The sequence below is a fragment of the Bacteroides fragilis genome, from assembly GCF_019583405.1.
Taxonomy (GTDB): domain Bacteria; phylum Bacteroidota; class Bacteroidia; order Bacteroidales; family Bacteroidaceae; genus Bacteroides; species Bacteroides fragilis_B.
Genome location: NZ_SZUU01000001.1, coordinates 859,776 through 883,652, shown reverse-complemented (window position 1 = coordinate 883,652; position 23,877 = coordinate 859,776). Strand labels below are relative to the sequence as shown.

The following is a 23,877-nucleotide window of genomic DNA, read 5'->3' as shown; positions in this document are numbered from 1 at the left end:
AATAATGAAAGAAAACAATATAAAGAAAGTACTGCTGCTTGGTTCCGGTGCCTTGAAGATCGGTGAGGCCGGTGAATTTGATTATTCCGGTTCCCAAGCACTCAAAGCCCTGAAAGAGGAGGGCATTGAAACCATCCTGATCAACCCCAACATCGCTACCGTGCAGACATCGGAAGGCGTGGCCGACCAGATATACTTCCTTCCCGTGACACCCTACTTTGTGGAGAAGGTGATCCGGAAGGAACGTCCCGAAGGCATTATGCTCGCCTTTGGCGGACAGACGGCATTGAACTGCGGAGTCGCCCTTTACCGCGAAGGGATTCTGGAGAAATATAATGTGAAAGTTCTGGGAACTCCCGTACAGGCCATTATCGACACCGAGGACCGTGAACTTTTCGTCGACAAGCTGAACGAGATCGATGTGAAGACCATCAAGAGCGAGGCGGTGGAGAACGCAGAAGACGCCCGTCGTGCTGCCCGGGAATTAGGCTATCCGGTCATTGTCCGTGCAGCTTACGCACTGGGCGGATTGGGTTCGGGTTTTTGTGACAATGAAGAAGAACTGGACCTACTCGTGGAAAAAGCTTTCTCCTTCTCTCCGCAGGTATTGGTTGAGAAGAGCCTCCGTGGCTGGAAGGAGGTGGAGTACGAGGTGGTGCGTGACCGTTTTGATAACTGTATCACGGTCTGCAATATGGAGAATTTCGACCCGCTGGGCATCCATACCGGTGAGTCTATCGTGATAGCTCCTTCACAAACCCTGACCAATAAGGAGTATCATAAACTGCGCGAGCTCGCCATCCGCATCATCCGCCACATCGGCATTGTGGGAGAATGTAACGTGCAATATGCTTTCGACCCCGAAAGTGAAGACTATCGCGTGATCGAGGTGAATGCCCGCCTGAGCCGTTCGTCTGCCCTGGCTTCCAAGGCTACCGGTTATCCGCTTGCCTTTGTGGCCGCAAAACTCGGACTTGGCTACGGGTTGTTCGACCTGAAGAACTCTGTGACGAAAACCACCAGCGCCTTCTTTGAGCCGGCACTCGATTATGTAGTCTGCAAAATTCCGCGTTGGGACCTCGGTAAGTTCCACGGTGTGGACAAGGAACTCGGCTCTTCGATGAAGTCCGTCGGTGAGGTAATGGCCATTGGCCGCACTTTTGAGGAAGCGATTCAGAAGGGCTTGCGAATGATCGGACAGGGGATGCATGGTTTTGTGGAAAACAAGGAACTCGTTATCCCCGACATCGACAAAGCACTGCACGAACCGACCGATAAACGTATCTTTGTCATCTCGAAGGCTTTCCGTGCCGGATATACTATCGATCAGGTGCACGAACTGACCAAGATCGACAAATGGTTCCTCCAGAAATTGATGAATATCATGGATACTTCTGAGGAACTCCATCAGTGGGGGAACAATCATAAGCAGATAGCCGACTTGCCTGCCGACCTGCTCAAGCAAGCCAAGCGTCAGGGATTCTCCGATTTCCAGATTGCACGTGCCATCGGCTACGAAGGCGATATGGAAGACGGCAGTCTTTATGTCCGCAATTACCGTAAGAGCCTGGGCATTGTTCCCGTGGTGAAGCAAATCGATACGCTGGCTGCCGAATATCCGGCACAGACCAATTATCTTTACCTGACCTATAGCGGCACAGCCAACGACGTCACTTACCTGGGTGACCATCGTTCCATTGTCGTTCTCGGTTCGGGTGCCTACCGGATCGGTTCTTCCGTAGAGTTCGACTGGTGCGGGGTGCAGGCGCTTAATACGATCCGTAAGGAAGGATGGCGTTCGGTGATGATCAACTATAATCCCGAGACCGTATCGACCGACTATGATATGTGCGACCGGCTTTATTTTGACGAACTGACGTTCGAACGCGTGATGGATGTCCTTGAACTGGAGAATCCGCACGGAGTCATTGTTTCCACCGGCGGCCAGATACCTAACAATCTCGCCCTGCGTCTCGATGCCCAGAACATCCACATTCTCGGAACATCCGCCCAGAGCATCGACAATGCCGAGGACCGCGACAAATTCTCCGCCATGCTCGACCGTATCGGAGTGGATCAACCGGAGTGGCGTGCCCTTACTTCACTCGAGGACATTAACTCGTTTGTCGATAAGGTAGGTTTCCCTGTGCTTGTCCGTCCGTCGTATGTGCTCAGCGGTGCGGCAATGAACGTATGTTCCAACCAAGAAGAGCTGGAACGCTTCCTGCAACTGGCGGCCAACGTATCGAAGAAGCATCCGGTAGTGGTCAGCCAGTTCATCGAACATGCCAAGGAGGTGGAGATGGATGCTGTGGCACAGAACGGTGAAATCATCGCTTATGCAATCTCCGAACACATTGAGTTTGCGGGAGTACATTCCGGTGACGCCACTATCCAGTTCCCGCCGCAGAAGTTGTATGTAGAGACGGTTCGTCGCATTAAACGCATCAGTCGTGAGATAGCTAAGGCGCTCAATATCTCCGGCCCGTTCAACATTCAGTATCTGGCTAAAGATAATGATATAAAGGTGATCGAGTGTAATCTTCGTGCCAGCCGTTCGTTCCCCTTCGTCAGCAAGGTATTGAAGATCAACTTTATCGAACTTGCCACGAAAGTCATGCTCGGCCTGCCTGTTGAGAAGCCGGAGAAGAATCTGTTCGAACTCGATTATGTTGGGATCAAGGCGAGCCAGTTCTCTTTCAACCGCCTCCAGAAAGCCGACCCTGTATTGGGAGTGGATATGGCTTCGACCGGTGAAGTGGGTTGCATTGGCAGCGATACTTCCTGTGCCGTGCTCAAGGCTATGCTTTCCGTGGGCTATCGCATCCCGAAGAAGAAGATCCTGCTTTCTACCGGAACACCGAAGCAGAAAGTGGATATGCTCGAGGCGGCCCGTATGTTGCAGAAGAAGGGATATGATATTTTCGCGACAGGAGGTTCCAGCAAGTTCCTTACCGAGAATGGTGTGGAGAACACCCGTGTTTATTGGCCCAGTGAAGAGGGGCATCCCCAGGCACTCGAGATGCTGCATCAGAAAGAGATCGACATGGTGGTCAATATTCCCAAGAATCTGACTGCCGGTGAGCTGGACAATGGTTACAAGATCCGTCGTGCCGCCATCGACCTCAACATCCCGCTGATTACTAATGCCCGCTTGGCGAGCGCGTTTATCAATGCGTTCTGCACGATGGACATTGACGATATAGCGATCAAGTCGTGGGAAGAGTATAAGTAAGGACTTTAGGGCTTCACCACAGATTGGCAGACACAATGCACGGAGAAGATATAAATCGGTTTGAATTATGAATCTGTGGCATCGGTTAATCTGTGGTGAGTCTTCCGGTACATTCACTTTTGCTTAACAATCCTGAAAACCGGAACTTTTTCTGCTGCCTGTTGTTGAGAGTACATATAAATCAATAAAGAGTGTAATAATGAATATAGCAGAGCAATTGGATGCCGCATCCGGAACGAATCGTCTGGTGCTGGTGGAATTTTATGCAGACTGGTCTCCCCATTATGAATGGCTGGAACCTGTAGTACGGACTTACGAGAAACAAGTTTCCGAGGTGATTAAAGTGAATATCGTGGAAGACAAGGCAGTGGCAGATTCATTCAATATTGAGACGGCCCCGGCTTTTATTCTCTTGCAGCGCGGCCACGAATTGTGGAGACAAGTGGGAGAACTGACCATCGATGAACTTAAACTGGTATTGGAAGAGTTTAAATAATAAAGTGCCGATTGTACCGTTTTGTATTTTCTACCCGATGTAGCTTGCGCTGTATCGGGTAGTTTGTTTATGCGCTATTCAGTAACATATGATGCTATCATTGTGAATTCACCTTTTTTTATATTCCTGTGGAGTCATTCCTGTCATTCGCCTAAAGAACTTGCAGAAGAAAGAAGGATTCGGAAAATGCAGTTCGTCCGAGATTTGGTAAACAAGCAGATTACTGTGTTTCAATAACACTTTTGCTTCGAGAATAACGGACTGGTTGATCCATTCCATCACCGTCTGGTGACTGACCTGCCGGATCAGTGTGTTCAGGTAACGTGGGGTCAGACATAACTTGCCGGCATAGAAGCCCACGGTGCGTTCGCTTTTGCTGAATTCGTTCACCAATGCGATGAATCGCCAGAATATCTCTTCCTGATGTGAAAACCTGCGGGAAGTGTCATTTGCTTTTTCTGTACGTATATACTTTATATTGTGCAACAGGGCTGCAAGCAGATGTTGTACCACTTCCCGACGGAAAGGGATTTCATGAACAGTGTCCCATATCAGTGTGAAATATGCATCTGACAGTTTCCATTCGGTATCCGTTACCTGCGTAACAAGGTTTTGTCGTGCGTGCGATTCGAAGAACTGGTCACTTCGGAGCAGTGGCAGGAAATCTTTATCGACTGCGATCATCTGAAAGTCGTAGTCGGGTGTGAACTCTAAAAGTTCAATGATGGAACCGGGAAGGAATGTGACAATGGTCTGAGGATATATGTTGTACTCTATCAGATTGATTGTGATCCGGGCTTTGCCGCGTAGTCCCCGGATAATTCTTCCTTCCTTCAGCCGGTAAGGCTGTCCTAAACGGAATAGGTGGCTTTCCATATTGGCAAAGCTGATGACAATACCGAAATCGGATGTGACAAAACGATATTCGTTATTGCATACGATATTGCTGTGTTTCAGCAGGTCGAGCGCCAGTTCCAGAGGTTTGTTCTTTTCCATAAATCTGTTTTTATCACACGGCAAACTTAGGTAAAATATACGATTTATAAGCGGGTGCGATATAAAGAATAGCATATTTTATCCAATAAAAGAACGAAATTTAATACATGCTTCCCCGAACGAAAAGATACATCCGGACCGGAGCCTGACATCCCGACCGGGCGGAAGACTGTCGCTGTCATTGGGGTGATAAAGGACGGACCGTAGTGTGGAGTTTGTTTCGAAACAGTTAATATAATCTAATCGGAATCAAATTTATCCGTACAAACAATCCGGGGTTACGAACTATTCGTATATTTGTTAGTAATAAATAACTTAAATACAATTCTGCATGAAAACCACTTATCTACTCCTGTCCTCCGCTTTGTTGCTGGGATGCCTGTCCGCTTGCAACACTTCCACCAAGGAACCTAAAGTTATGAAAGCAAACGATGGAAGCGTAACTACTGTCGAAAACAACGGAAACAAACTGACGATATGTGACTTATCGGCTGTAAAAGACACGATAGAAGTGCCGCTCAGCGAGTTTGTGGAAGACTGTCGCATCGTTCGTTTTGAAACCTCCGAAGAGGCATACTTCAAAGCCTGGTTTATCAATGCTACCGATAAGCATATCGGTATCCGCCAGGGAAACCAGGATGTGTTTAAACTGTTTGACAGGGATGGTAAGTTCCTGTATAATGTCGGTTCCGTAGGAAGCGGTCCCGGTGAATATGACACCACCCTCTACGATGAATGCATTGATGAGAAGAACGGCCATATCTTCTTCACACCTTTTGTGGGGAAAAGAATCATGATGTATGATATCAACGGGCAATGGATTAAAGATATTCCGCTTCCCATGCAAATTAATAAAGCGAAAATATGGGTGAATGAAGACGGAAGCTTATCTGTTGTACACATGCCTTTCGAGGAAGGTGAGCCCCTTGCTTTCAGGGTGGATACCGAAGGGAATATACTGAACCAAATTCCGGCAACTGCTGCAACGAAGGTGATGAACTTCGACGGAGAGGTTTTCTCCTATAGGAACTGTGACGATTTCGATTTCTTCCATACCGGTATAGATACTCTTTTCACTTACGATCCCGCCGGAAATAAGTTGTTGCCCAGATTCACGATGACTTTCCCGAATATGAATGAGAAGCCGATACATCTATATTACAGACTGCCCCATCATTTCATGGTCACCTACTGGGGCAATAAGGGAGCGGGAGGTGGAGATGTCTTGGTGGATACTGAGAAGAATGCTTCTTCTTATTTCCGCCTTGTGAACGACTTTTACGGTAACCTTCCTATTCCGGCTCCGGGTCACAGTTTTTATCGTGGATACTTTATACAGAGTCTGGAACCGGGACAGTTGATTGAAAAGATAGAGAAACATATCGCTTCCGGCAAATGTTCCGCTTCGGATGAACAGAAACTCAAGGAACTGGCGGCTACTTTGAATGAAAACGATAATAATGTTCTGTTTATCGGAAAGGTTAAGAAATAAAGAGGGGGGATGTCATCGTTCAGCACGGAGTTTCGACACACCCTTATGGCAATGTTGATTTAGAAAAAAGTATTTCTAACTATGGAACCTCGGGAGAGTCATCTTCCGGGGTTTATTTTGTTCGGTCATTGATTTTCGCAAACTCGGATAAATTCACGGCAGGCATTTGATTTATCTTAAAGAATCGAACTAATGGAACATTATTGCAAACAATCGGAACCTGGTTGCGTGTTCTTATTCCCTATCTTTGTCGAAAAGAAAAATTAATAGGAATAGAAGTATGAAACGAGTTATCTTTTCTTTGTCTTTTTCCCTGCTTGCCCTGCTGATGTATGGGCAGGTCACCCTTGAAGAGTGTCAACGGAAAACCCGGGAAAACTATCCGCTGGTAAGGCAGTATGGGTTGATAGAGAAGACAAAAGAATATAATCTGGCCAATGCGTCGAAAGGTTATCTGCCTCAGTTTACCCTTTCGGGTAAGGCCAGTTGGCAGAGTGAGGTTACAGAGTTGCCCATACAGGTTCCCGGAGTAGATATCAAAGGTTTGCCGAAAGACCAGTATCAGGTGATGCTGGAACTGAAACAGAACATCTGGGACGGAGGTGAGATTCGTTCGAGAAAAGAGCAGGTCAAGGCATCGTCGGATGTGGACCGGGAGAAATTGAACGTAGATATGTATGCGCTTACCGAGCGGGTGAATCAAGTGTACTTCGGAATTCTGTTGCTGGACGAACAGTTAAGGCAAAACCAACTCTTCCAGGAAGATCTGGAACGTACCCATAAGCAGATTTCATCGTACATTGAGAATGGCATAGCCAGTCAGGCCGATCTGGATGCTGTCAGTGTGGAACAGCTTAATACCCGGCAAAAGCGGATAGAACTGACCACTTCTCGTCAGGCCTACCTGTCTATGCTTGCATTGCTGACAGGCGAAGAGATGCCTGCCAGGATCTCTTTGCAGAAACCGGTGCCGGAATGGGATATACCGGTGATAGCGAATAACCGTCCGGAGCTGATATGGTTTGATGCGCAAAACGGACGTTTACAAGTGCAGGAAGAAGCTTTGAAAACTCAGCTGATGCCGCGTTTCGGACTGTTCGTGCAGGGAGCATACGGTAATCCGGGACTCAATATGCTGAAAAATGAATTCTCGCCTTATTATGTGGCAGGAGTCCGCTTGTCGTGGAACTTCGGCAGTTTGTATACTTTGCGCAACGACCGGCGGGTGATAGCTGCCAATCGTCAGCTGTTGGACAGCAACCGGGATGTGTTTCTGTTTAATACCCGCCTTCAGGCAACCCAGCAGGGGAGTGCCGTAGAGAGTGTACACCGGCAGATGGCGGACGATGACGAAATTATCCGTTTGCGGACCAATATCCGCAAAGCCTCGGAAGCCAAAGTGGCCAATGGTACCATGACCGTAACCGATATGCTTCGGGATATGACTTCCGAGAACCTGGCGCGACAAACCAAGGCGCTGCATGAAGTACAGCTCTTGATGAACATGTACCAACTGAAGTATACAACGAATAACTAAACTTCTCTTATTACTGAAACAAAAAATAGAATAGTAGTTATGAAATCAATGAAATTTATAGGATGTCTATACTTACTGGCTTTACTTTCCGCTTGTGGAAGCAGAACTCCGGATTATGATGCCACGGGAACTTTTGAAGCTACGGAAGTACTGGTTTCGGCCGAGGCTTCGGGGAAACTCTTGTACTTTCATGTTGAAGAAGGTACCCGGCTGAAAGCCGGCGAAGAAGTAGGGCTGATCGATACGCTACAACTCTATCTGAAAAAACTGCAATTGCAGGCCAGCATGAAGTCGGTTGAAAGCCAACGTCCGGACGTCAACAAACAGATTGCTGCTACCCGGCAGCAGATCGCTACCGCCCGGAGAGAGAAGAGACGTGTGGAAAACCTGTTGAAAGCCGGAGCCGCCAATCAGAAGCAATTGGATGATTGGGAGGCACAGATCGCATTGCTCGAACGACAGCTTACGGCTCAGATGTCGTCTTTACAGAACAGTACGAACAGTTTGACGGAACAAGGATCATCAGTCGCAATTCAGGTGGCACAAGTAGAAGACCAATTGGCGAAGTGTCACGTCGTTTCGCCTATCAGTGGTACTGTATTGGCAAAATATGCCGAAGCCGGGGAGCTGGCTGCTGTGGGTAAACCTCTTTTTAAGGTGGCAGATATCGATCAGATGTATCTTCGTGCCTATATCACTTCCGAACAACTTTCACAAGTCAAGCTTGGCAATCGGGTGACGGTCTTTTCCGATTATGGGGGAGACGAGCGTAAGGAATATCCGGGTGTCGTGACATGGATTTCAGATCGTTCGGAGTTTACTCCTAAAACAATTCTGACGAAAGAAGAACGTGCCAATCTGGTGTATGCCGTTAAGATAGCGGTAAAGAACGATGGACTTCTGAAGATAGGTATGTACGGAGGAGTGAAGTTATAAATGATGCCTGCTTATGAAACCAGCTGTATCTGTAAATGACGTGACGAAACGTTACGGGGAGATAGAAGCCCTGAAAAGTGCTACCTTTGCTGTCAACCCCGGCGAGTTATTCGGTATTATCGGACCGGACGGAGCAGGCAAGAGTACACTCTTCCGGATACTGACCACATTGTTGCTGGCCGATAGCGGGACAGCTACAGTGAACGGACTCGATGTGGTGCAGGACTACAAACAAATCCGGCAACAAGTGGGATATATGCCCGGACGCTTTTCGCTCTATCAGGATCTGACAGTGGAGGAGAATCTTGACTTTTTCGCTACCGTGTTTCATACGACCATTCGTGAAAACTACGATCTGGTGAAAGATATCTATCAGCAAATAGAGCCTTTCCGTAAACGCAGGGCAGGAGCTTTATCCGGGGGAATGAAGCAAAAACTTGCTTTGAGTTGTGCGTTGATTCATAAGCCGGAGATTCTTTTTCTGGACGAGCCGACTACCGGTGTGGATCCTGTTTCGCGCAAGGAGTTCTGGGAAATGCTGAGGCATCTTAAGGATCAAGGTATCACAATTCTTGTTTCCACTCCGATCATGGACGAAGCCCGTCAATGCGACCGTATCGCTTTTATCAATGAGGGCGAGATACAAGGCATCGATGTGCCGGAACGTATCCTGCAACGTTTCAGCCATATTCTTTGCCCGCCCGGTCTGGAACGTACGGAAGTGCATGCCGGAAACGATTTTGCCATCGAGGTGGATCAATTGACCAAGTGTTTCGGTCATTTTACCGCGGTCGATCATATCTCCTTTCGGGTAAACCGTGGAGAGATCTTCGGATTTCTCGGAGCAAACGGTGCAGGGAAGACCACTGCTATGCGTATGCTTTGCGGACTGAGTAAGCCTACTTCGGGCATAGCGCGGGTAGCGGGTTTTGATGTAGCGGCTCACCCCGAAGAGGTAAAGAAGAATATTGGTTATATGAGCCAGAAGTTTTCGTTGTATGAGGACCTTAAAGTGTGGGAGAACATCCGCCTCTTTGCCGGAATTTACGGAATGCAGGATCGGGAAATAGCCGAAAAGACAGATGCTCTTCTTGATCGCCTGGGCTTCAGCGGAGAGCGTGACACACTTGTGAAAAGCCTGCCTTTGGGATGGAAACAGAAACTGGCCTTTTCCGTTTCAATCTTCCACGATCCCCGGATCGTGTTTCTTGATGAACCGACTGGAGGAGTCGATCCGGCTACCCGCCGTCAGTTTTGGGAACTGATTTATCAGGCTGCCGACCGGGGGATAACGGTCTTTGTGACTACCCATTACATGGATGAAGCAGAATATTGTAACCGCGTATCTATCATGGTGGACGGACGTATCGAAGCGCTCGACACCCCCTGTGGGTTGAAGGCGCATTTTCATGCCGATACGATGGATGATGTATTCCAACAACTGGCCCGTAAGGCAGTGCGTAAAGCTGATTAGTATATGAAACAATTTATAGCATTTGTAAAAAAGGAATTCTTCCACATATTCCGTGACCGGCGGACTATGTTGATTTTGCTGGGAATGCCTGTAGTGCAGATTATTCTCTTTGGGTTTGCCATCACTACAGAAGTGAAAAATGTGCGAGTGGGCGTACTCGATCCGTCGAATGACATCGTCACACGCAAAATCATCGATCGTCTGGATGCCAGCGAATACTTTTTCGTGAAGTGCCTTTTGCATTCTCCGCAAGAGATGGAAAGGGCGTTTCAGGAAAACGAGATAGATATGGCACTCGTTTTCAGCGAGCAGTTTGCTGACCGCCTTTATACAGGTGATGCCCGTGTGCAACTGGTTTCCGATGCAACGGATCCGAATATGGCTACCACACAAGCCGGCTATGCCACAGGAGTGATTGCTGCTGTCGGGCAGGAAATGCTTCCTCCCGGAATGTCAGTGCCTTCAGTCGTACCCAATGTGAAACTGCTTTATAACCCTCAGATGAAGAGTGCTTACAATTTTGTACCCGGTGTGATGGGGCTTATCCTGATGTTGATTTGTGCCATGATGACCTCTATCTCTATTGTCCGGGAGAAGGAGACGGGTACGATGGAAATACTGTTGGTGTCTCCGGTGAAACCGCTGTTTATTATTCTGGCTAAGGCAGTTCCCTATTTTGTATTGTCATTTGTCAATCTTACGACGATTCTGTTGCTTTCTGTCTATGTGCTTGATGTACCTGTGGCAGGCAGCCTGTTCTGGCTGATTATGGTGTCGTTGCTTTTCATTTTTGTATCGTTGTCACTGGGATTACTTATCTCTACGGTGACACGGACACAGGTAGCTGCCATGCTGGCCTCGGGTTTGGTGCTGATGATGCCTACCATGCTGCTTTCGGGTATGATATTTCCGATAGAAAGTATGCCTTTGGTGTTGCAATTAATTTCTGATATACTGCCTGCCCGCTGGTATATTCAGGCTGTACGTAAGTTGATGATCGAGGGAGTGGACATCTCGTTTGTATGGTCTGAAGTCAGTATTCTGGCTTTGATGGCAGTTCTGTTGATAACAATAAGCTTCAAGAAATTCAAAAACAGGTTATGATTAAATATCTTATAGAGAAAGAATTCAAGCAGTTGCTCCGCAACTCCTTCCTGCCGAGGTTGATATTTATCTTCCCTTGCATGATTATGCTTCTTATGCCTTGGGCGGCCAATCTTGAGATAAAAAATATCCGGATGAATATAATCGATAATGATCATTCGGTTATTTCCCGCAGACTGGTGGATAAAATAACGGCTTCAACCTACTTTCAGACCACTGCTTTGCCGGATTCTTACGAAAAAGGTATGGAGGCGATTGAAGCGGGAACAGCCGACCTGTTACTTGAGATACCCAGAGGCTTCGAGAAGGATTGGGTGAATGGCGGTGCTACAAACGTGCTTTTGGCTGTCAATGCCGTGAATGGTACCAAGGGTGGGCTGGGAAGTTCCTATCTGTCTGCCATTGTTAATGACTATGGAGAAGAATTACGGACTGAAAACGGTACCGTCTCTTTCTCTGCCGACGGAAATCTGCCCCGGATTGGCATTCTCACTCAGAATCTTTTTAATTCCCATTTGGATTATAAGCTGTTTATGGTTCCGGCTCTGATGGTGATGTTGCTTACATTACTATGCGGTTTTCTGCCTGCATTGAATATAGTAGGGGAGAAAGAAGCCGGCACGATTGAACAGATCAATGTAACTCCTGTTGGGAAGTTTACATTTATTCTTGCCAAATTGATTCCCTATTGGCTGATCGGTTTTGTTGTCCTGACCCTTTGTTTTATTTTGGCGTGGGTGCTTTATGGCATTTTCCCTATGGGGCATTTTGGAGTCATCTACTGTTTTTCAATTATATTTGTTCTGGCTGTATCCGGTCTTGGATTGGTTATTTCCAATCATTCGGCTACGTTGCAGCAAGCCATGTTTGTCATGTGGTTCTGTATGTTGATCCTGATTCTGATGAGCGGGCTGTTTACCCCTATTCGTAGTATGCCTGAATGGGCACAATGGATAGCCATGTTCAATCCTCTGAAATATTTTATGCAGGTGATGCGTATGGTTTATCTCAAAGGGAGTGGTTTTATTGATTTGTTGCCACAACTGGGAGCGTTGCTGGCATTTGCGCTGTTTTTCAATATTTGGGCAGTGAGGAGTTATCGGAAAAGTGGTTAAGAGACTTAAAAATTTTTGTAAATGTACGCTGGCTTGCAACTTATGTGTATTTTTGTAGAAAGAAACAGATATACTAAGATATTACGTAATGAGCAAACAAACATCAACTCCTTCTCAGATTCATCGTCTTCAGAAAACCATTTATGAGAATCTTCCTGTAGGAATGGAACTGTACGATGGCGATGGTCGCTTGGTAGAGATTAACAGTGTGGGACTAAGGATGATGGGAGTGAAGGATAAGCAGGATATGTTGGGAATCAATTTATTTGAAAATCCGAATATTCCGGTCGAAATGAAGAGACGTTTGCGTGCAGGAGAGAATATCCGTTTTACTGTCAAGTATGATTTTGATCTGGCAAAAGCCCATTATCCGACTACTTTATCAGGTATCAGTTATTTTGAAATCACAGTATCGGTAGTTCTGGATGAAAATAAGGAGATTGATAAATTCCTTTTTATAGCGCAGGATGTGACTGAAGCAGTGCGTACTCAAGAGAGCTTGCGGCAAAGCAAGCAAAAAACAGCATTAGCCATGCAGGCTGCTGAGGTGATGTTATGGGAATTTGATGTCCGTACTCAATTGTTTTATGCAGAGAATGAACCTCTTAATAACTACGACTCGACAAAAGCTCTCACCATCGGGGATTATAAGAAACAGATTCATCCGGAGGATTGGAAAAAAGCAGAGAAAATTCTATTGGATATGCTCAATGGCTGCGATTGCCTGTATGAAATGGATCTTCGGATTAAGTTGTCCGATGTATCCGAATGGGAATATTGTAAACTGAACTGTACGCCATACGAAAGAGGAACGAATGGAAAGGTAGTTAAATATGTGGGCTTTCGCAAAAATAATACGGAGTTGCAAAGGCGTAAGTTGTTACAAGAGAATATTTTGAATAGCATACCGCTCCCCATCCATATAAAGGATGTAGAAGATGATTTTCGTTATGTCTTCTGCAATGAAGAAAGTATGCGGATGTTTGGTACTTATGAAGGGGAAACCGTATGTAACATTCTGGATAGCGAACAGGCAGAACGCATGCAGAAAACAGATTTGGAAGTCTTCACTACCGGAAAACCTTATTTTGGAGTAGAAAGAATCATACTGAAAGACGGACGTAGTTATGATGCCATCGTACGCAAGAATATTATCTATGATGGCAGTAAACGTCTGTTGCTTAATATCCGTTGGGATCAGAAATTGCAGAATGATCTCAAACGTCGTGCTAAAGTGCTCTCTATGTCAATGGAAGTGATGAATGCTTATACCTGGTTCTACGAACCTTCGAAACAAAGGGTGAGCTTTGGTGAAGGATTTGATAAGATTGGACGGAATGCTTTGGATATAAACTCATTTGAAAAGTTTGCAGAATGTGTGCATCCTGATGATCGGAAACGGTTTGTCGATACAATGGATGCAGTGCTTAAACAGGATAGTGGTGAATGGGATATAGAATACCGTGCTGACTTGAGAGGGGATGGAAATTATGAATGGTGGCAAACCCGCGGGGTACTTGAAACCTCCATTCTCAATGATCGTCCTTATCAGTATGTTTCCGGAATGTCAATCAGCATTGAATCTTACAAACAGACAGAGTTGACTCTGCTGAAGAATAAGGAAAAGCTGAATAAACTTATCCGGCAGAATGAATTGGTATTGAATAATACTAATTCGGGGTTGGCCTATATCACGACAGACTATGTGGTACAATGGGAGAACGTGTCTGTTTGTTCATCCAGTCTCTCCTTTGAGGCTTATAAGAAAGGAGAATGTTGTTATAAAAGTGCCCATAATCGGACTTCTCCTTGTACAAACTGCGTGTTGAGCAAAGTCTTGGTATCGAGACAGATGGAAAAGATCAAGTTTCATCTGGAGAATAACCGGATTATAGAGGTATTGGCTACTCCAGTATTCAATGAAAGTGAAGAGATAGACGGTGTTGTCATCCGTGTGGATGATATTACTGACAGAGAGAGAATGATCGAAGAACTGAGGCAAGCAAAATTGCTGGCTGAACAATCGGATAAACTTAAGTCAGCCTTTCTTGCCAATATGAGTCATGAAATTCGTACACCGCTAAATGCGATTGTAGGTTTCTCTGATTTACTGATGAATTCGGACGAGCAGGCTGATAAAGAAGAATATATGCAGATTATCAATACTAATAACGAATTGCTGCTAAAGCTTATTAACGATATTCTGGACTTGTCGAAGTTGGAATCCGGTTCGGTGGAACTGAAATACGAGGAATTTGATCTGGCGGAATATTTTGACAGTATGGCATCTTCAATGAAACAACGGATGACAAATCCTAAAGTGCAGTTGGTTGCAGTGAATCCTTATAATGTGTGTCGGGTGAGACTTGACAGAAACCGTGTGGCACAAGTAGTAACTAATTATGTTACTAATGCCATAAAATATACTCCGCAAGGAACTATTGAGATGGGGTACGAGGTAGTAGATTTCGGGATCCGTTTTTATGTAAAGGATACTGGCATCGGTATACCGGAAGAGAAAAAGAAAAAGGTCTTTCACCGGTTTGAGAAATTGGATGAATTTGCTCAAGGTACTGGTCTTGGGCTCTCTATATGTAAGGCAATTACCGAATCGATGGGAGGAAATGTCGGTTTTGAATCAGAATATAACCAAGGATCTCTTTTCTGGGCTGTTTTTCCTTGTGATCCGGAAGTGCGGACACATCGGGAATCCAATATCTGCATTGGGCAGAATACAGGTGAAGATGAGTTGATACGCATTGGAAATCAGCACTCGTCTTTAGATAAAAGAACAGTCTTAGTTGTAGAAGACATTTCGAGTAATTATTTGCTGATATCGGCTATGTTATCCAAACATTATAATTTGCTTCACGCTGTGAATGGGAGGCAGGCTGTGGAGATGGTAAAAGATTATAAAATAGATCTTTTGTTGATGGATATGAAAATGCCGGTAATGGATGGACTGACGGCGACAGTTGAGATTCGGAAGTTCAATAAGAGTATTCCTATTGTAGCTCTTACAGCACATGCTTTCGATTCTGACAGGGTAGCTGCATTGAAAGCCGGTTGTAATGATTATCTTGTAAAACCGGTGGATAAGGCAAGACTGATGTCCGTGTTGCGCAAATATTGTTATCCCTTGGCTCCTCCTTTATAAAAGGATACCCCGGAATCTTTCTTTTTAATAGAGAGATGATTCCAGGGTAAACTTTAATCCCTTTGAATTAAGGGAGCTTTACTAATTCAATGAGCTTATTTAATTTCAATGGTTCTGTCAGGCTTCTTCACTTCTTGTTCACTCAATTTAGGCAATTCAATATTCAGAACTCCATTTTCCACTTGTGCGGAAATGTGATCTTTGTCTACATTTTCGGGCAGAATCATTGTCTGCTGGAATTTTGAGTATGAAAACTCACGGCGCAGATAACGCCCGTCTTTTTTCTCTTCTTTGTTTTCAGTTTTCTTTTCCATTGAAATTACCAGGTTATTTTCTTCGTCAATACGCACGTTGAAATCTTCCTTGGTCATTCCCGGTGCAGCCAACTCTACTTTGTAGGCTTTTTCAGTTTCAATTACGTTAATAGCAGGTGCAGTAGCATTTGCTTTTACCATCCATTCGTTATCAAAGAAATCATTAAAGATACTTGGTAACCAATTCTGAGATCTTCTAACAGGCATCATAATTAAATCTCCTATTTTTTTAGTTAAACATTCAGGTTAATTTTTGAACTCCGGTTCTTTCTTTCGAACCGTTGTTCGTTATCAGAATTACAAAATCTGTTCCAGTGCTATATATCTTCTTTATTTGACTAAATGTCAGGGAAGTAATGTCATATTTACTGTTTTTCTGTCAATTTGTTCCTCTATTTATGATTTAATAAAACTTTTGTTAAAACCTCTTGATGGTTCGAGACTATTATATACTTATTTTATCAGTTTGAATCTAAGGCGTAATTTTCCGTCGGCATAGTCGTAACTGATAATTTTAAAAATGCCTATTTCTGATGTGTTTTCTACGTGTTGCCCGATGCAGGCACAAGCATCGTAATCTCCTATTTTAACAATGCGCAACGTTTCACTTGCATTTTTCGGAAGCTTACTCATATCCACAATGTTTTTGGCCTCTTGGTGTGTCATAAACTCACAGATGACGGGTAAATGGCGATTGATAGCTTCGTTTACTTTTTCTTCAATGTCATGAATTTGCTCCTCCGTTGGGCAAGCCGGAAGTTCGTAATCACATTTGCTTTTTTTCTTTTCGATATGTGCATTCCGTGAACGCGGACATCCGAATGTTTTTACCATAGTGGCATTGAGCAAATGCTCTGCTGTATGCATGGGAGGATACTCTTGTTTGTTGTGGTCGTTGAGTTGAGGTTGTTGTTCCATGATTATCTGAGCGTTATTTACCTTTTTAATATACATTTATTCTTTTACTATTTCTATAGACTTGGGTACTAAATCCATAAAAGAGTTTAATCCACAGTCTGTATAATCTGTTCCGGCAAAAAGTCGGATTATAGTTGTTGGTAACCAGCTTTTTCCGGATTGGGGGTCTACTGCCATCCATCCGTATTGTTTGAGGTAGCATTCGGCCCAGGCATGGCATCCATAGAATTTTTGTTCAGGTATAAAAATAAAACCGGCAACAAACCGGCAAGGAATTCCTTTCTTTCTCATAAGTGCTGTGAATAAATTAGTATATTCGCTGCAAGTACCTTTCTTTCTTTGAAGGATATGATTTACACCCAATGTTTTACAATCACCTTTTGAAATAGCCATGGCCAAAGAATCGTCAAAACTTATATGATGGGATACAAACTCCAAGCCCTTTTTTATAATTGTCATTGTACTGTCTTCGCCTTTGAATAAAGAGTCTGTTATAGCCTCGATAGCAGGAGAGGAATAGTCGATAAGTTGGGTTGGGTTTAGATAAGGAGCGACCTCTTCGTCATAGATGTCATTGGGACTATAAAGAACCTTTTCTGCTACTGTTCTTTTTAAGGTATCGTCATAAGCTTTGGATACTTTTACGGTGAAATGGTAGACACTGTCTGCCTTTTTAAAATTAGCAACCTTTTGTGGATAAGAATCTGTAACCGGAGAATAATTTCTTGTCACCATTCGATAAGTTGTTTGGGCATGGCACAGGAACGAAAATGGTATCAGCGACAGTAAAAAAAGAAATAGTAACTTTTGCATGTCTTTTATGATAATGAAGTTATTAGGGAAATATACAATAATTATTCGGGTATCTTTACCTTTTCTCCAAGATGTTTGGGAGCTTTGTTGGTAATGATATCCATAAAGACCTTTACTCTTGCTAATAATTCTCGAAGGTTCGTTTTAAAGCCGGCATACGCACTCACGTCCTGAGCATTGTATCCGATAGCCTGGAGGTGGTTTTGCTGAGCCAGATAAATTGCCCGTTCGTTATGAAACTGTTGTGAAATCAGAGTAAAACGCTCCAAACCAAAAATTAAATGTGCTCTTACCACAGAATCCAATGTTCTTAAACCTGCATAGTCCAGTATAATCCGTTGGTCAGGTATTCCTGCTGTTATAAGTGCTTTTTTCATTTCTTCCGGTTCGTTATAATTATTTCTCCGGTTATCACCGCTAACCAGTATATATTTGATTTTTCCGGCATTGTAGAGTTCTGTGGCAGCTTTAATCCTATAGTCGAAATATAGGTTGGCTTTTCCACTTTTCAGTTTAGGTGAAGTTCCCAGTAACAGTCCTACCTTATTATATGGAATATCGGAAACAGTCGAATAGATATATGTTTCGCTATTTTTCTGTATAGTGCGGTTGCATACATAGATAGTGATCACAAGGGCTATCAGCAATAAGGGTATTCCCATAAGGACGATCTTTTTCATTTCTCTATATTCTGGATTCTGTGCAAAGATAAGGATTTGGAGTGAAAGTTGATTTGAAAGCATAAAAAAAGGAGCAACGCCTTGCTCCAACCTTTGTTAACCTTAAATCTAATACTATGAAAAACACAATGCAAAGATACAGGTTTTTGAGATCTTGGCAAATATTTCATAGAAAACCTTTGTTTTTATAACATTTCTTTTATTTATCAGCTTAATTTGTTAGGATAATTAAGAGTTAAAAAGTTCATTTTGATATATTCTGGAAGTTTATTACTTTGATATTCTTATCCGGGCCATTTCTCTTTCATTAAGTCCTCCATCTTAAGTAATTCGTCTCTGTATTGAGCTGCTTCAATGAATTCAAGTTTCTTAGCTGCTTCCTGCATTAACTTGCGAGTACGCTCCATACTTTTTTCCAGTTGGGTTTTGCTCATATACTGTACGACCGGATCAGCTGCAATATTGGGTGAAGAGGGCTCCACGTATGCATGGGTACCTTTTTGAGTATATTCTGTCTCAGCTCCGCTTCCGAAAACAGACAGATTACGGGCCTTCTTAATTTGTTGCGGAGTAATGCCATGTTCTTCGTTGTATGCAAGTTGCTTCTCACGTCGACGATTGGTTTCATCAATAGTCAGTCGCATGCTATCTGTGATTTTATCTGCATACATGATCACCATTCCATTTACATTTCGGGCTGCTCGTCCGGCAGTTTGTGTCAATGAACGGTGGGAACGGAGAAATCCTTCTTTGTCCGCATCGAGGATGGCAACCAGTGACACTTCCGGAAGGTCGAGACCTTCGCGCAATAAATTCACCCCGATCAACACATCGTAAACTCCTTGGCGGAGATCATCCATGATCTTGACTCGTTCCAATGTATCCACATCGCTGTGAATGTAGTTGCAACGTACATTATTGTTTAATAGATATTCTGTCAATTCTTCGGCCATGCGTTTGGTCAGTGTGGTGACAAGTACGCGTTCTTCTTTCTCAATGCGTATCTGTATTTCTTCCATCAGATCATCTATTTGATTCAGGCTGGGACGTACCTCAATTACCGGATCGAGCAGACCGGTAGGACGGATCACTTGCTCGACAACAATACCCTCGGACTGTACTAATTCATAATCGGCAGGAGTAGCGCTGACGTAAATCACCTGTTTAGCCATCGACTCGAATTCTTCGAATTTCAGGGGGCGGTTGTCCATAGCTGCTGGTAAACGAAAACCATATTCCACTAAGTTTATTTTACGGGCACGGTCACCTCCGTACATAGCCCGTATTTGTGGCACGCTGACGTGGCTTTCATCTATTACGATCAAAAAATCGTCAGGGAAAAAATCCAGCAAACAGTATGGACGTGTACCTGCAGCACGACCGTCAAAGTATCGTGAATAATTTTCAATACCTGAGCAATGACCGAGTTCCCGAATCATCTCCATATCATATGTCACTCGTTCGTACAAGCGTTTGGCTTCGTACTCTTTACCGATAGACTCGAAATAGGCAACTTGTTTGGTAAGATCATCTTCTATTTCATGGATGGCCCGTAAAGTTGCTTCTTTAGTAGTCATAAACAGGTTAGCCGGGTATATTTTATAGGCTTCAAAAGGTGCGATGGTGACTCCGGATACCGGATCTACTTCTTCGATACCGTCAATTTCGTCTCCCCAAAAGGTTACCCGAAGCAGATTGTCCGAATAGGCCAGATATATATCCACCGTATCTCCTTTGACACGAAAATTTCCACGATTCAGTTCGATATCGTTACGCATATACAGGCTATCTACCAACCGACGAAGAAATATATTGCGGTTGATGGTCCGGCCTCGCTCTATTTCAATTACATTGTTATAAAAATCGGATGGGTTCCCCATACCATAAATACAAGATACGGAGGATACAACCACTACATCTTTTCTGCCGGATAGGAGAGCCGAAGTCGCAGCCAATCTGAGCTTGTCTATTTCGTCATTGATAGCGAGGTCTTTTTCTATATATGTATCCGAACCTGGCAGATAGGCCTCCGGCTGGTAATAATCATAATAAGATACATAATATTCGACAGCATTATTGGGGAAAAATCCTTTAAATTCGCTGTAGAGCTGAGCTGCCAGTGTTTTGTTATGGCTTAAGATCAATGTTGGTTTATTGATGTTGGCAATAACGTTGGCTATTGTAAATGTCTTTCCGGAACCGGTTACTCCCAGTAACGTTTGTGCCGGTATGCCTTCAAGAACCCCTTCGGTCAGTTGCGCAATTGCTTCCGGCTGATCTCCGGTCGGCTTGTATGCGGATGTTAATTCAAAATTCATGCTTCTTTTTTTCTTTCAGAAGACAATATTCGGCAAAATAGTTGAGATAAACAAATCAAATTTTAAAATAAATCCTTTACTTTGCACAACATAACTAACAAAATACAACGAAAGACATGATTTGGAATGAGAGCATCGAATGCATGGAACGCGACAATTTGCATAAAATCCAGAGCATTAGACTAAAGAAAATAGTAGAATACGTTTATCATAATACGCCGTTCTATCGTAAAAAAATGCAAGAGTTGTGCATCACGCCCGATGATATTAACGGGATAGAAGATATATCCAAATTACCATTTACCACTAAATTAGATTTACGCGACAATTATCCGTTTGGTTTATGCGCTGTGCCCATGAGCCAGATTGTCCGTATCCATGCGTCCTCCGGTACTACTGGGAAACCGACTGTAGTAGGGTATACCCGTAAGGACTTATCGACTTGGGCGGAATGCCTGTCGCGAGCTTTCACAGCTTATGGTGCCAGTCGTTCTGATATATTTCAGATATCTTACGGTTACGGTTTGTTTACGGGCGGACTGGGTGCACATGCCGGTGCCGAGAATATCGGAGCGTCAGTTATCCCCATGTCAAGCGGTAATACGGAAAAGCAGATTACATTGATGCATGATTTCGGTTCGACTGTGTTATGTTGTACACCGTCTTATGCCCTTTATCTGGCTGATGCCATTAATGACTCAGGTTTTCCACGCGAAGAATTTAAACTGAAGGCGGGTGCTTTCGGTGCGGAACCCTGGACGGAGAGTATGCGTAAAGACATCGAAACCAAATTGGGCATTAAGGCTTATGATATATATGGATTGAGTGAAATTGCAGGTCCCGGTGTTGGATATGAATGTGAATGCCAGAATGGTACGCACTTGAATGAAGATCACTTCTTCCCTGAAATAATAGACCCGCATACACTGCAGCCTGTAGAACCCGGACAGACCGGAGAACTTGTTTTTACCCATCTGACGAAAGAAGGTATGCCTTTATTGCGCTACAGGACAAAAGATCTGACGGCTTTGCATTATGAAAAATGTTCTTGCGGACGTACTTTGGTGCGTATGGACCGCATCTTGGGACGTAGTGACGATATGCTTATTATCCGTGGAGTCAATGTATTCCCGACACAGATAGAATCTGTTATTCTGGAAATGGCGGAGTTCGAGCCACATTATCTGTTGACCATTGACCGCAAGAACAATACGGATACTATGGAACTGAAGGTTGAGGTTCGTCCTGACTATTATTCGGATGAAATTAACAAGATGCTGGCTTTAAAGAAGAAATTGACAGGCCGCTTACAAAGTGTATTAGGTCTGGGAGTAGACGTGAAGCTGGTAGAGCCGCGCAGCATCGAACGCAGTGTGGGCAAAGCGAAGCGTGTGATTGATAATAGAAAACTATAACGAATATTAAATATAAAGTCATTTATTATGGTAGCAAAACAACTTTCCATTTTTTTGGAAAATAAATCAGGCCGACTGACAGAGGTGACTGAAGTATTGGCAAAGGAAGGTATTAATCTTTCTGCTCTTTGCATTGCTGAAAATGCCGACTTTGGCATTCTCCGGGGGATTGTTTCCGATCCGGATAAAGCTTATAAAGCTTTAAAAGATAATCATTTTGCAGTGAATGTGACAGAAGTGGTAGGCATCAACTGTCCTAACGTGCCCGGTGCGTTAGCCAAAGTATTGCAATACCTTTCCAATGAAGGAGTTTTTATTGAATATATGTATTCATTTGCCAATAATAACTCTGCAAATGTAATTATCCGTCCTAATGATATGGAAAACTGTATCCGTGTGTTGACGGAAAAGAAAGTTGACTTGTTGGCGGCAAGCGATTTGTATAAACTGTAAAATCTGTGATTAAGTGGTGGATGGTTAATGAATAGCTGCTATATTGTTTATAAATTAACCATCCATCAATGCTTATTCACCCATTCGTAACTAAACTCTATTCTTCCATTCTTTTTTATCTTAAAAAACATTGATTAATTGGTTTATTCAGCGCGAATCTTTAACTTTGCGCATTATTTAAATACAGAATGAAGAAGAACATCATTATAACGCTGCTTGCAGCTACTGTTTTATCCTCGTGTGGAGAGTACAATAAGTTGCTAAAAAGCACTGATTACGAATACAAGTATGAGGCCGCTAAGAACTACTTCGCCAAAGGTCAGTATAATCGGTCGGCTACATTGCTGAACGAGTTGATAACTATCTTGAAAGGTGGTGATAAGGCAGAAGAATCATTATACATGTTAGCTATGAGTTATTATAATCAGAAAGATTATTCTACTGCTGCACAGTCGTTTATCACTTATTTTAATACATATCCGCGTGGTCAGTTCTCTGAATTGGCTCGTTTTCATGCAGGCAAAGCTTTGTTCTTGGATACTCCGGAGCCCCGCTTGGATCAGTCAAGTACTTATCAGGCTATCCAGCAGTTGCAGATGTTCTTGGAATATTATCCTCAAAGCAGCAGAAAGCAAGAGGCACAGAATATGATTTTTGCTTTGCAGGATAAGTTGGTTTTGAAAGAACTTTATTCAGCAAGATTATATTATAATCTGGGTAATTATATGGGCAATAACTATCTGTCTTGTGTAATCACTGCACAGAATGCTTTAAAAGATTATCCTTATACTGATTATCGTGAGGACTTATCTATTTTGATTCTCCGGGCCAAATATGAGATGGCAGTGAATAGTGTAGAAGACAAAAAGATAGATCGTTATCGCGAAACGGTAGACGAATATTATGCTTTCAAAAATGAATTTCCGGAAAGTAAATATCTGAAGGAAGCCGAAAAGATTTTCAAAGATTCTCAAAAAGTAATTAAAGACTAAATTATAAATAGATTTATGGATTACAAAAAAACAAATGCTCCGACGAATACCATTACCCGTGATATGATGGACTTGTGTGCCGATACCGGTAATGTTTACGAAACAGTGGCTATCATTGGTAAGCGTGCCAATCAGATTAGTGTGGAAATAAAAAATGACCTTTCCAAGAAACTTGCGGAGTTTGCTTCTTACAACGACAATCTGGAGGAAGTGTTTGAAAACAGAGAGCAGATCGAAATTTCACGTTATTACGAGAAATTGCCGAAACCCAATCTGATTGCTGCGCAGGAATATGTAGAAGGAAAGATCTATTATAGAAACCCAGCGAAGGAGAAAGAAAAATTACAGTAATTTACTTCGCTGATTGAAGAGCTAAGAGTCAAGTAGTAAGTGGGAGTCTATTCTTCTATCTCTTATTGCTTGACTTTTTTA

The 23,877-nt window shown here is 43.6% G+C and carries 19 protein-coding genes; 13 read left to right on the top strand and 6 right to left on the bottom strand.

What is annotated here, in order from left to right; translation table 11 throughout:
• Nucleotides 1–4 precede the first annotated feature (4 nt).
• Both carB and FDF36_RS03795 read left to right on the top strand, forming a co-directional pair.
• Complete coding sequence (gene carB / locus FDF36_RS03800) at nt 5–3,235, top strand: carbamoyl-phosphate synthase (glutamine-hydrolyzing) large subunit (protein ID WP_220390389.1); 3,231 nt, start codon at nt 5–7, stop codon at nt 3,233–3,235.
• Between the two features lie 199 nt (nt 3,236–3,434).
• Complete coding sequence (locus FDF36_RS03795) at nt 3,435–3,731, top strand: thioredoxin family protein (RefSeq protein ID WP_220390388.1); 297 nt, start codon at nt 3,435–3,437, stop codon at nt 3,729–3,731.
• 108 nt (nt 3,732–3,839) lie between these two features.
• Here FDF36_RS03795 and FDF36_RS03790 read toward each other — a convergent pair whose 3' ends face one another.
• On the bottom strand, nt 3,840–4,727 hold the full coding sequence (locus FDF36_RS03790) for a helix-turn-helix transcriptional regulator (RefSeq protein WP_220390387.1): 888 nt from the start codon (nt 4,725–4,727) through the stop codon (nt 3,840–3,842).
• Nucleotides 4,728–5,058: 331 nt separating this feature from the next.
• Between FDF36_RS03790 and FDF36_RS03785 the strand changes: the two genes are divergently transcribed.
• The 7 genes from FDF36_RS03785 to FDF36_RS03755 all read left to right on the top strand — a co-directional run bounded on the left by FDF36_RS03785 (nt 5,059) and on the right by FDF36_RS03755 (nt 15,542).
• Nucleotides 5,059–6,219, top strand: coding sequence for a 6-bladed beta-propeller (locus FDF36_RS03785; protein ID WP_220390386.1), 1,161 nt, complete (start codon nt 5,059–5,061; stop codon nt 6,217–6,219).
• A 280-nt stretch (nt 6,220–6,499) separates the two neighbouring features.
• On the top strand, nt 6,500–7,756 hold the full coding sequence (locus tag FDF36_RS03780) for a TolC family protein (protein WP_220390385.1): 1,257 nt from the start codon (nt 6,500–6,502) through the stop codon (nt 7,754–7,756).
• A 39-nt stretch (nt 7,757–7,795) separates the two neighbouring features.
• Nucleotides 7,796–8,692, top strand: coding sequence for an HlyD family secretion protein (locus FDF36_RS03775; protein WP_220390384.1), 897 nt, complete (start codon nt 7,796–7,798; stop codon nt 8,690–8,692).
• A 13-nt stretch (nt 8,693–8,705) separates the two neighbouring features.
• Nucleotides 8,706–10,166, top strand: coding sequence for an ATP-binding cassette domain-containing protein (locus FDF36_RS03770; RefSeq protein ID WP_220390383.1), 1,461 nt, complete (start codon nt 8,706–8,708; stop codon nt 10,164–10,166).
• A 3-nt stretch (nt 10,167–10,169) separates the two neighbouring features.
• Nucleotides 10,170–11,270 carry an ABC transporter permease gene (locus FDF36_RS03765; protein ID WP_220390382.1) on the top strand — a complete coding sequence of 367 codons (1,101 nt, stop codon included), beginning with the start codon at nt 10,170–10,172 and terminating at the stop codon, nt 11,268–11,270.
• Nucleotides 11,267–12,385 carry an ABC transporter permease gene (locus FDF36_RS03760; RefSeq protein ID WP_220390381.1) on the top strand — a complete coding sequence of 373 codons (1,119 nt, stop codon included), beginning with the start codon at nt 11,267–11,269 and terminating at the stop codon, nt 12,383–12,385. Before FDF36_RS03765 ends, FDF36_RS03760 begins: the two co-directional genes overlap by 4 nt.
• A gap of 88 nt (nt 12,386–12,473) precedes the next feature.
• Nucleotides 12,474–15,542: a hybrid sensor histidine kinase/response regulator gene (locus FDF36_RS03755; RefSeq protein WP_220390380.1), complete on the top strand. Its 3,069-nt coding sequence runs from the start codon at nt 12,474–12,476 to the stop codon at nt 15,540–15,542.
• 95 nt (nt 15,543–15,637) lie between these two features.
• Here the strand turns inward: FDF36_RS03755 and FDF36_RS03750 are convergent, their stop codons facing one another.
• The 5 genes from FDF36_RS03750 to uvrB form a co-directional block, all read right to left on the bottom strand.
• Nucleotides 15,638–16,066, bottom strand: a complete 429-nt coding sequence (locus FDF36_RS03750; protein ID WP_220390379.1) for an Hsp20/alpha crystallin family protein — start codon at nt 16,064–16,066, stop codon at nt 15,638–15,640.
• 243 nt (nt 16,067–16,309) lie between these two features.
• Nucleotides 16,310–16,774 (bottom strand): alanyl-tRNA editing protein, encoded by a 465-nt coding sequence (locus FDF36_RS03745; protein ID WP_220390378.1) that lies wholly within the window; start codon nt 16,772–16,774, stop codon nt 16,310–16,312.
• 36 nt (nt 16,775–16,810) lie between these two features.
• Nucleotides 16,811–17,587 (bottom strand): transglutaminase-like domain-containing protein, encoded by a 777-nt coding sequence (locus FDF36_RS03740; RefSeq protein WP_220390377.1) that lies wholly within the window; start codon nt 17,585–17,587, stop codon nt 16,811–16,813.
• 41 nt (nt 17,588–17,628) lie between these two features.
• Nucleotides 17,629–18,267 (bottom strand): SanA/YdcF family protein, encoded by a 639-nt coding sequence (locus FDF36_RS03735; protein WP_220390376.1) that lies wholly within the window; start codon nt 18,265–18,267, stop codon nt 17,629–17,631.
• A gap of 284 nt (nt 18,268–18,551) precedes the next feature.
• A complete protein-coding gene (gene uvrB, locus FDF36_RS03730) occupies nt 18,552–20,585 on the bottom strand; it encodes an excinuclease ABC subunit UvrB (protein ID WP_220390375.1) in 2,034 nt (677 codons plus the stop codon).
• 116 nt (nt 20,586–20,701) lie between these two features.
• Here uvrB and FDF36_RS03725 point away from each other — a divergent pair, with 116 nt between their 5' ends.
• The 4 genes from FDF36_RS03725 to FDF36_RS03710 all read left to right on the top strand — a co-directional run bounded on the left by FDF36_RS03725 (nt 20,702) and on the right by FDF36_RS03710 (nt 23,796).
• Nucleotides 20,702–22,000 (top strand): phenylacetate--CoA ligase family protein, encoded by a 1,299-nt coding sequence (locus FDF36_RS03725; RefSeq protein WP_220390374.1) that lies wholly within the window; start codon nt 20,702–20,704, stop codon nt 21,998–22,000.
• Between the two features lie 27 nt (nt 22,001–22,027).
• A complete protein-coding gene (locus FDF36_RS03720) occupies nt 22,028–22,453 on the top strand; it encodes a hypothetical protein (protein ID WP_005778250.1) in 426 nt (141 codons plus the stop codon).
• A 188-nt stretch (nt 22,454–22,641) separates the two neighbouring features.
• On the top strand, nt 22,642–23,445 hold the full coding sequence (locus tag FDF36_RS03715; RefSeq protein WP_220390373.1) for an outer membrane protein assembly factor BamD: 804 nt from the start codon (nt 22,642–22,644) through the stop codon (nt 23,443–23,445).
• A gap of 15 nt (nt 23,446–23,460) precedes the next feature.
• Nucleotides 23,461–23,796, top strand: a complete 336-nt coding sequence (locus FDF36_RS03710) for a DNA-directed RNA polymerase subunit omega (protein WP_005788198.1) — start codon at nt 23,461–23,463, stop codon at nt 23,794–23,796.
• Nucleotides 23,797–23,877 lie beyond the last annotated feature (81 nt).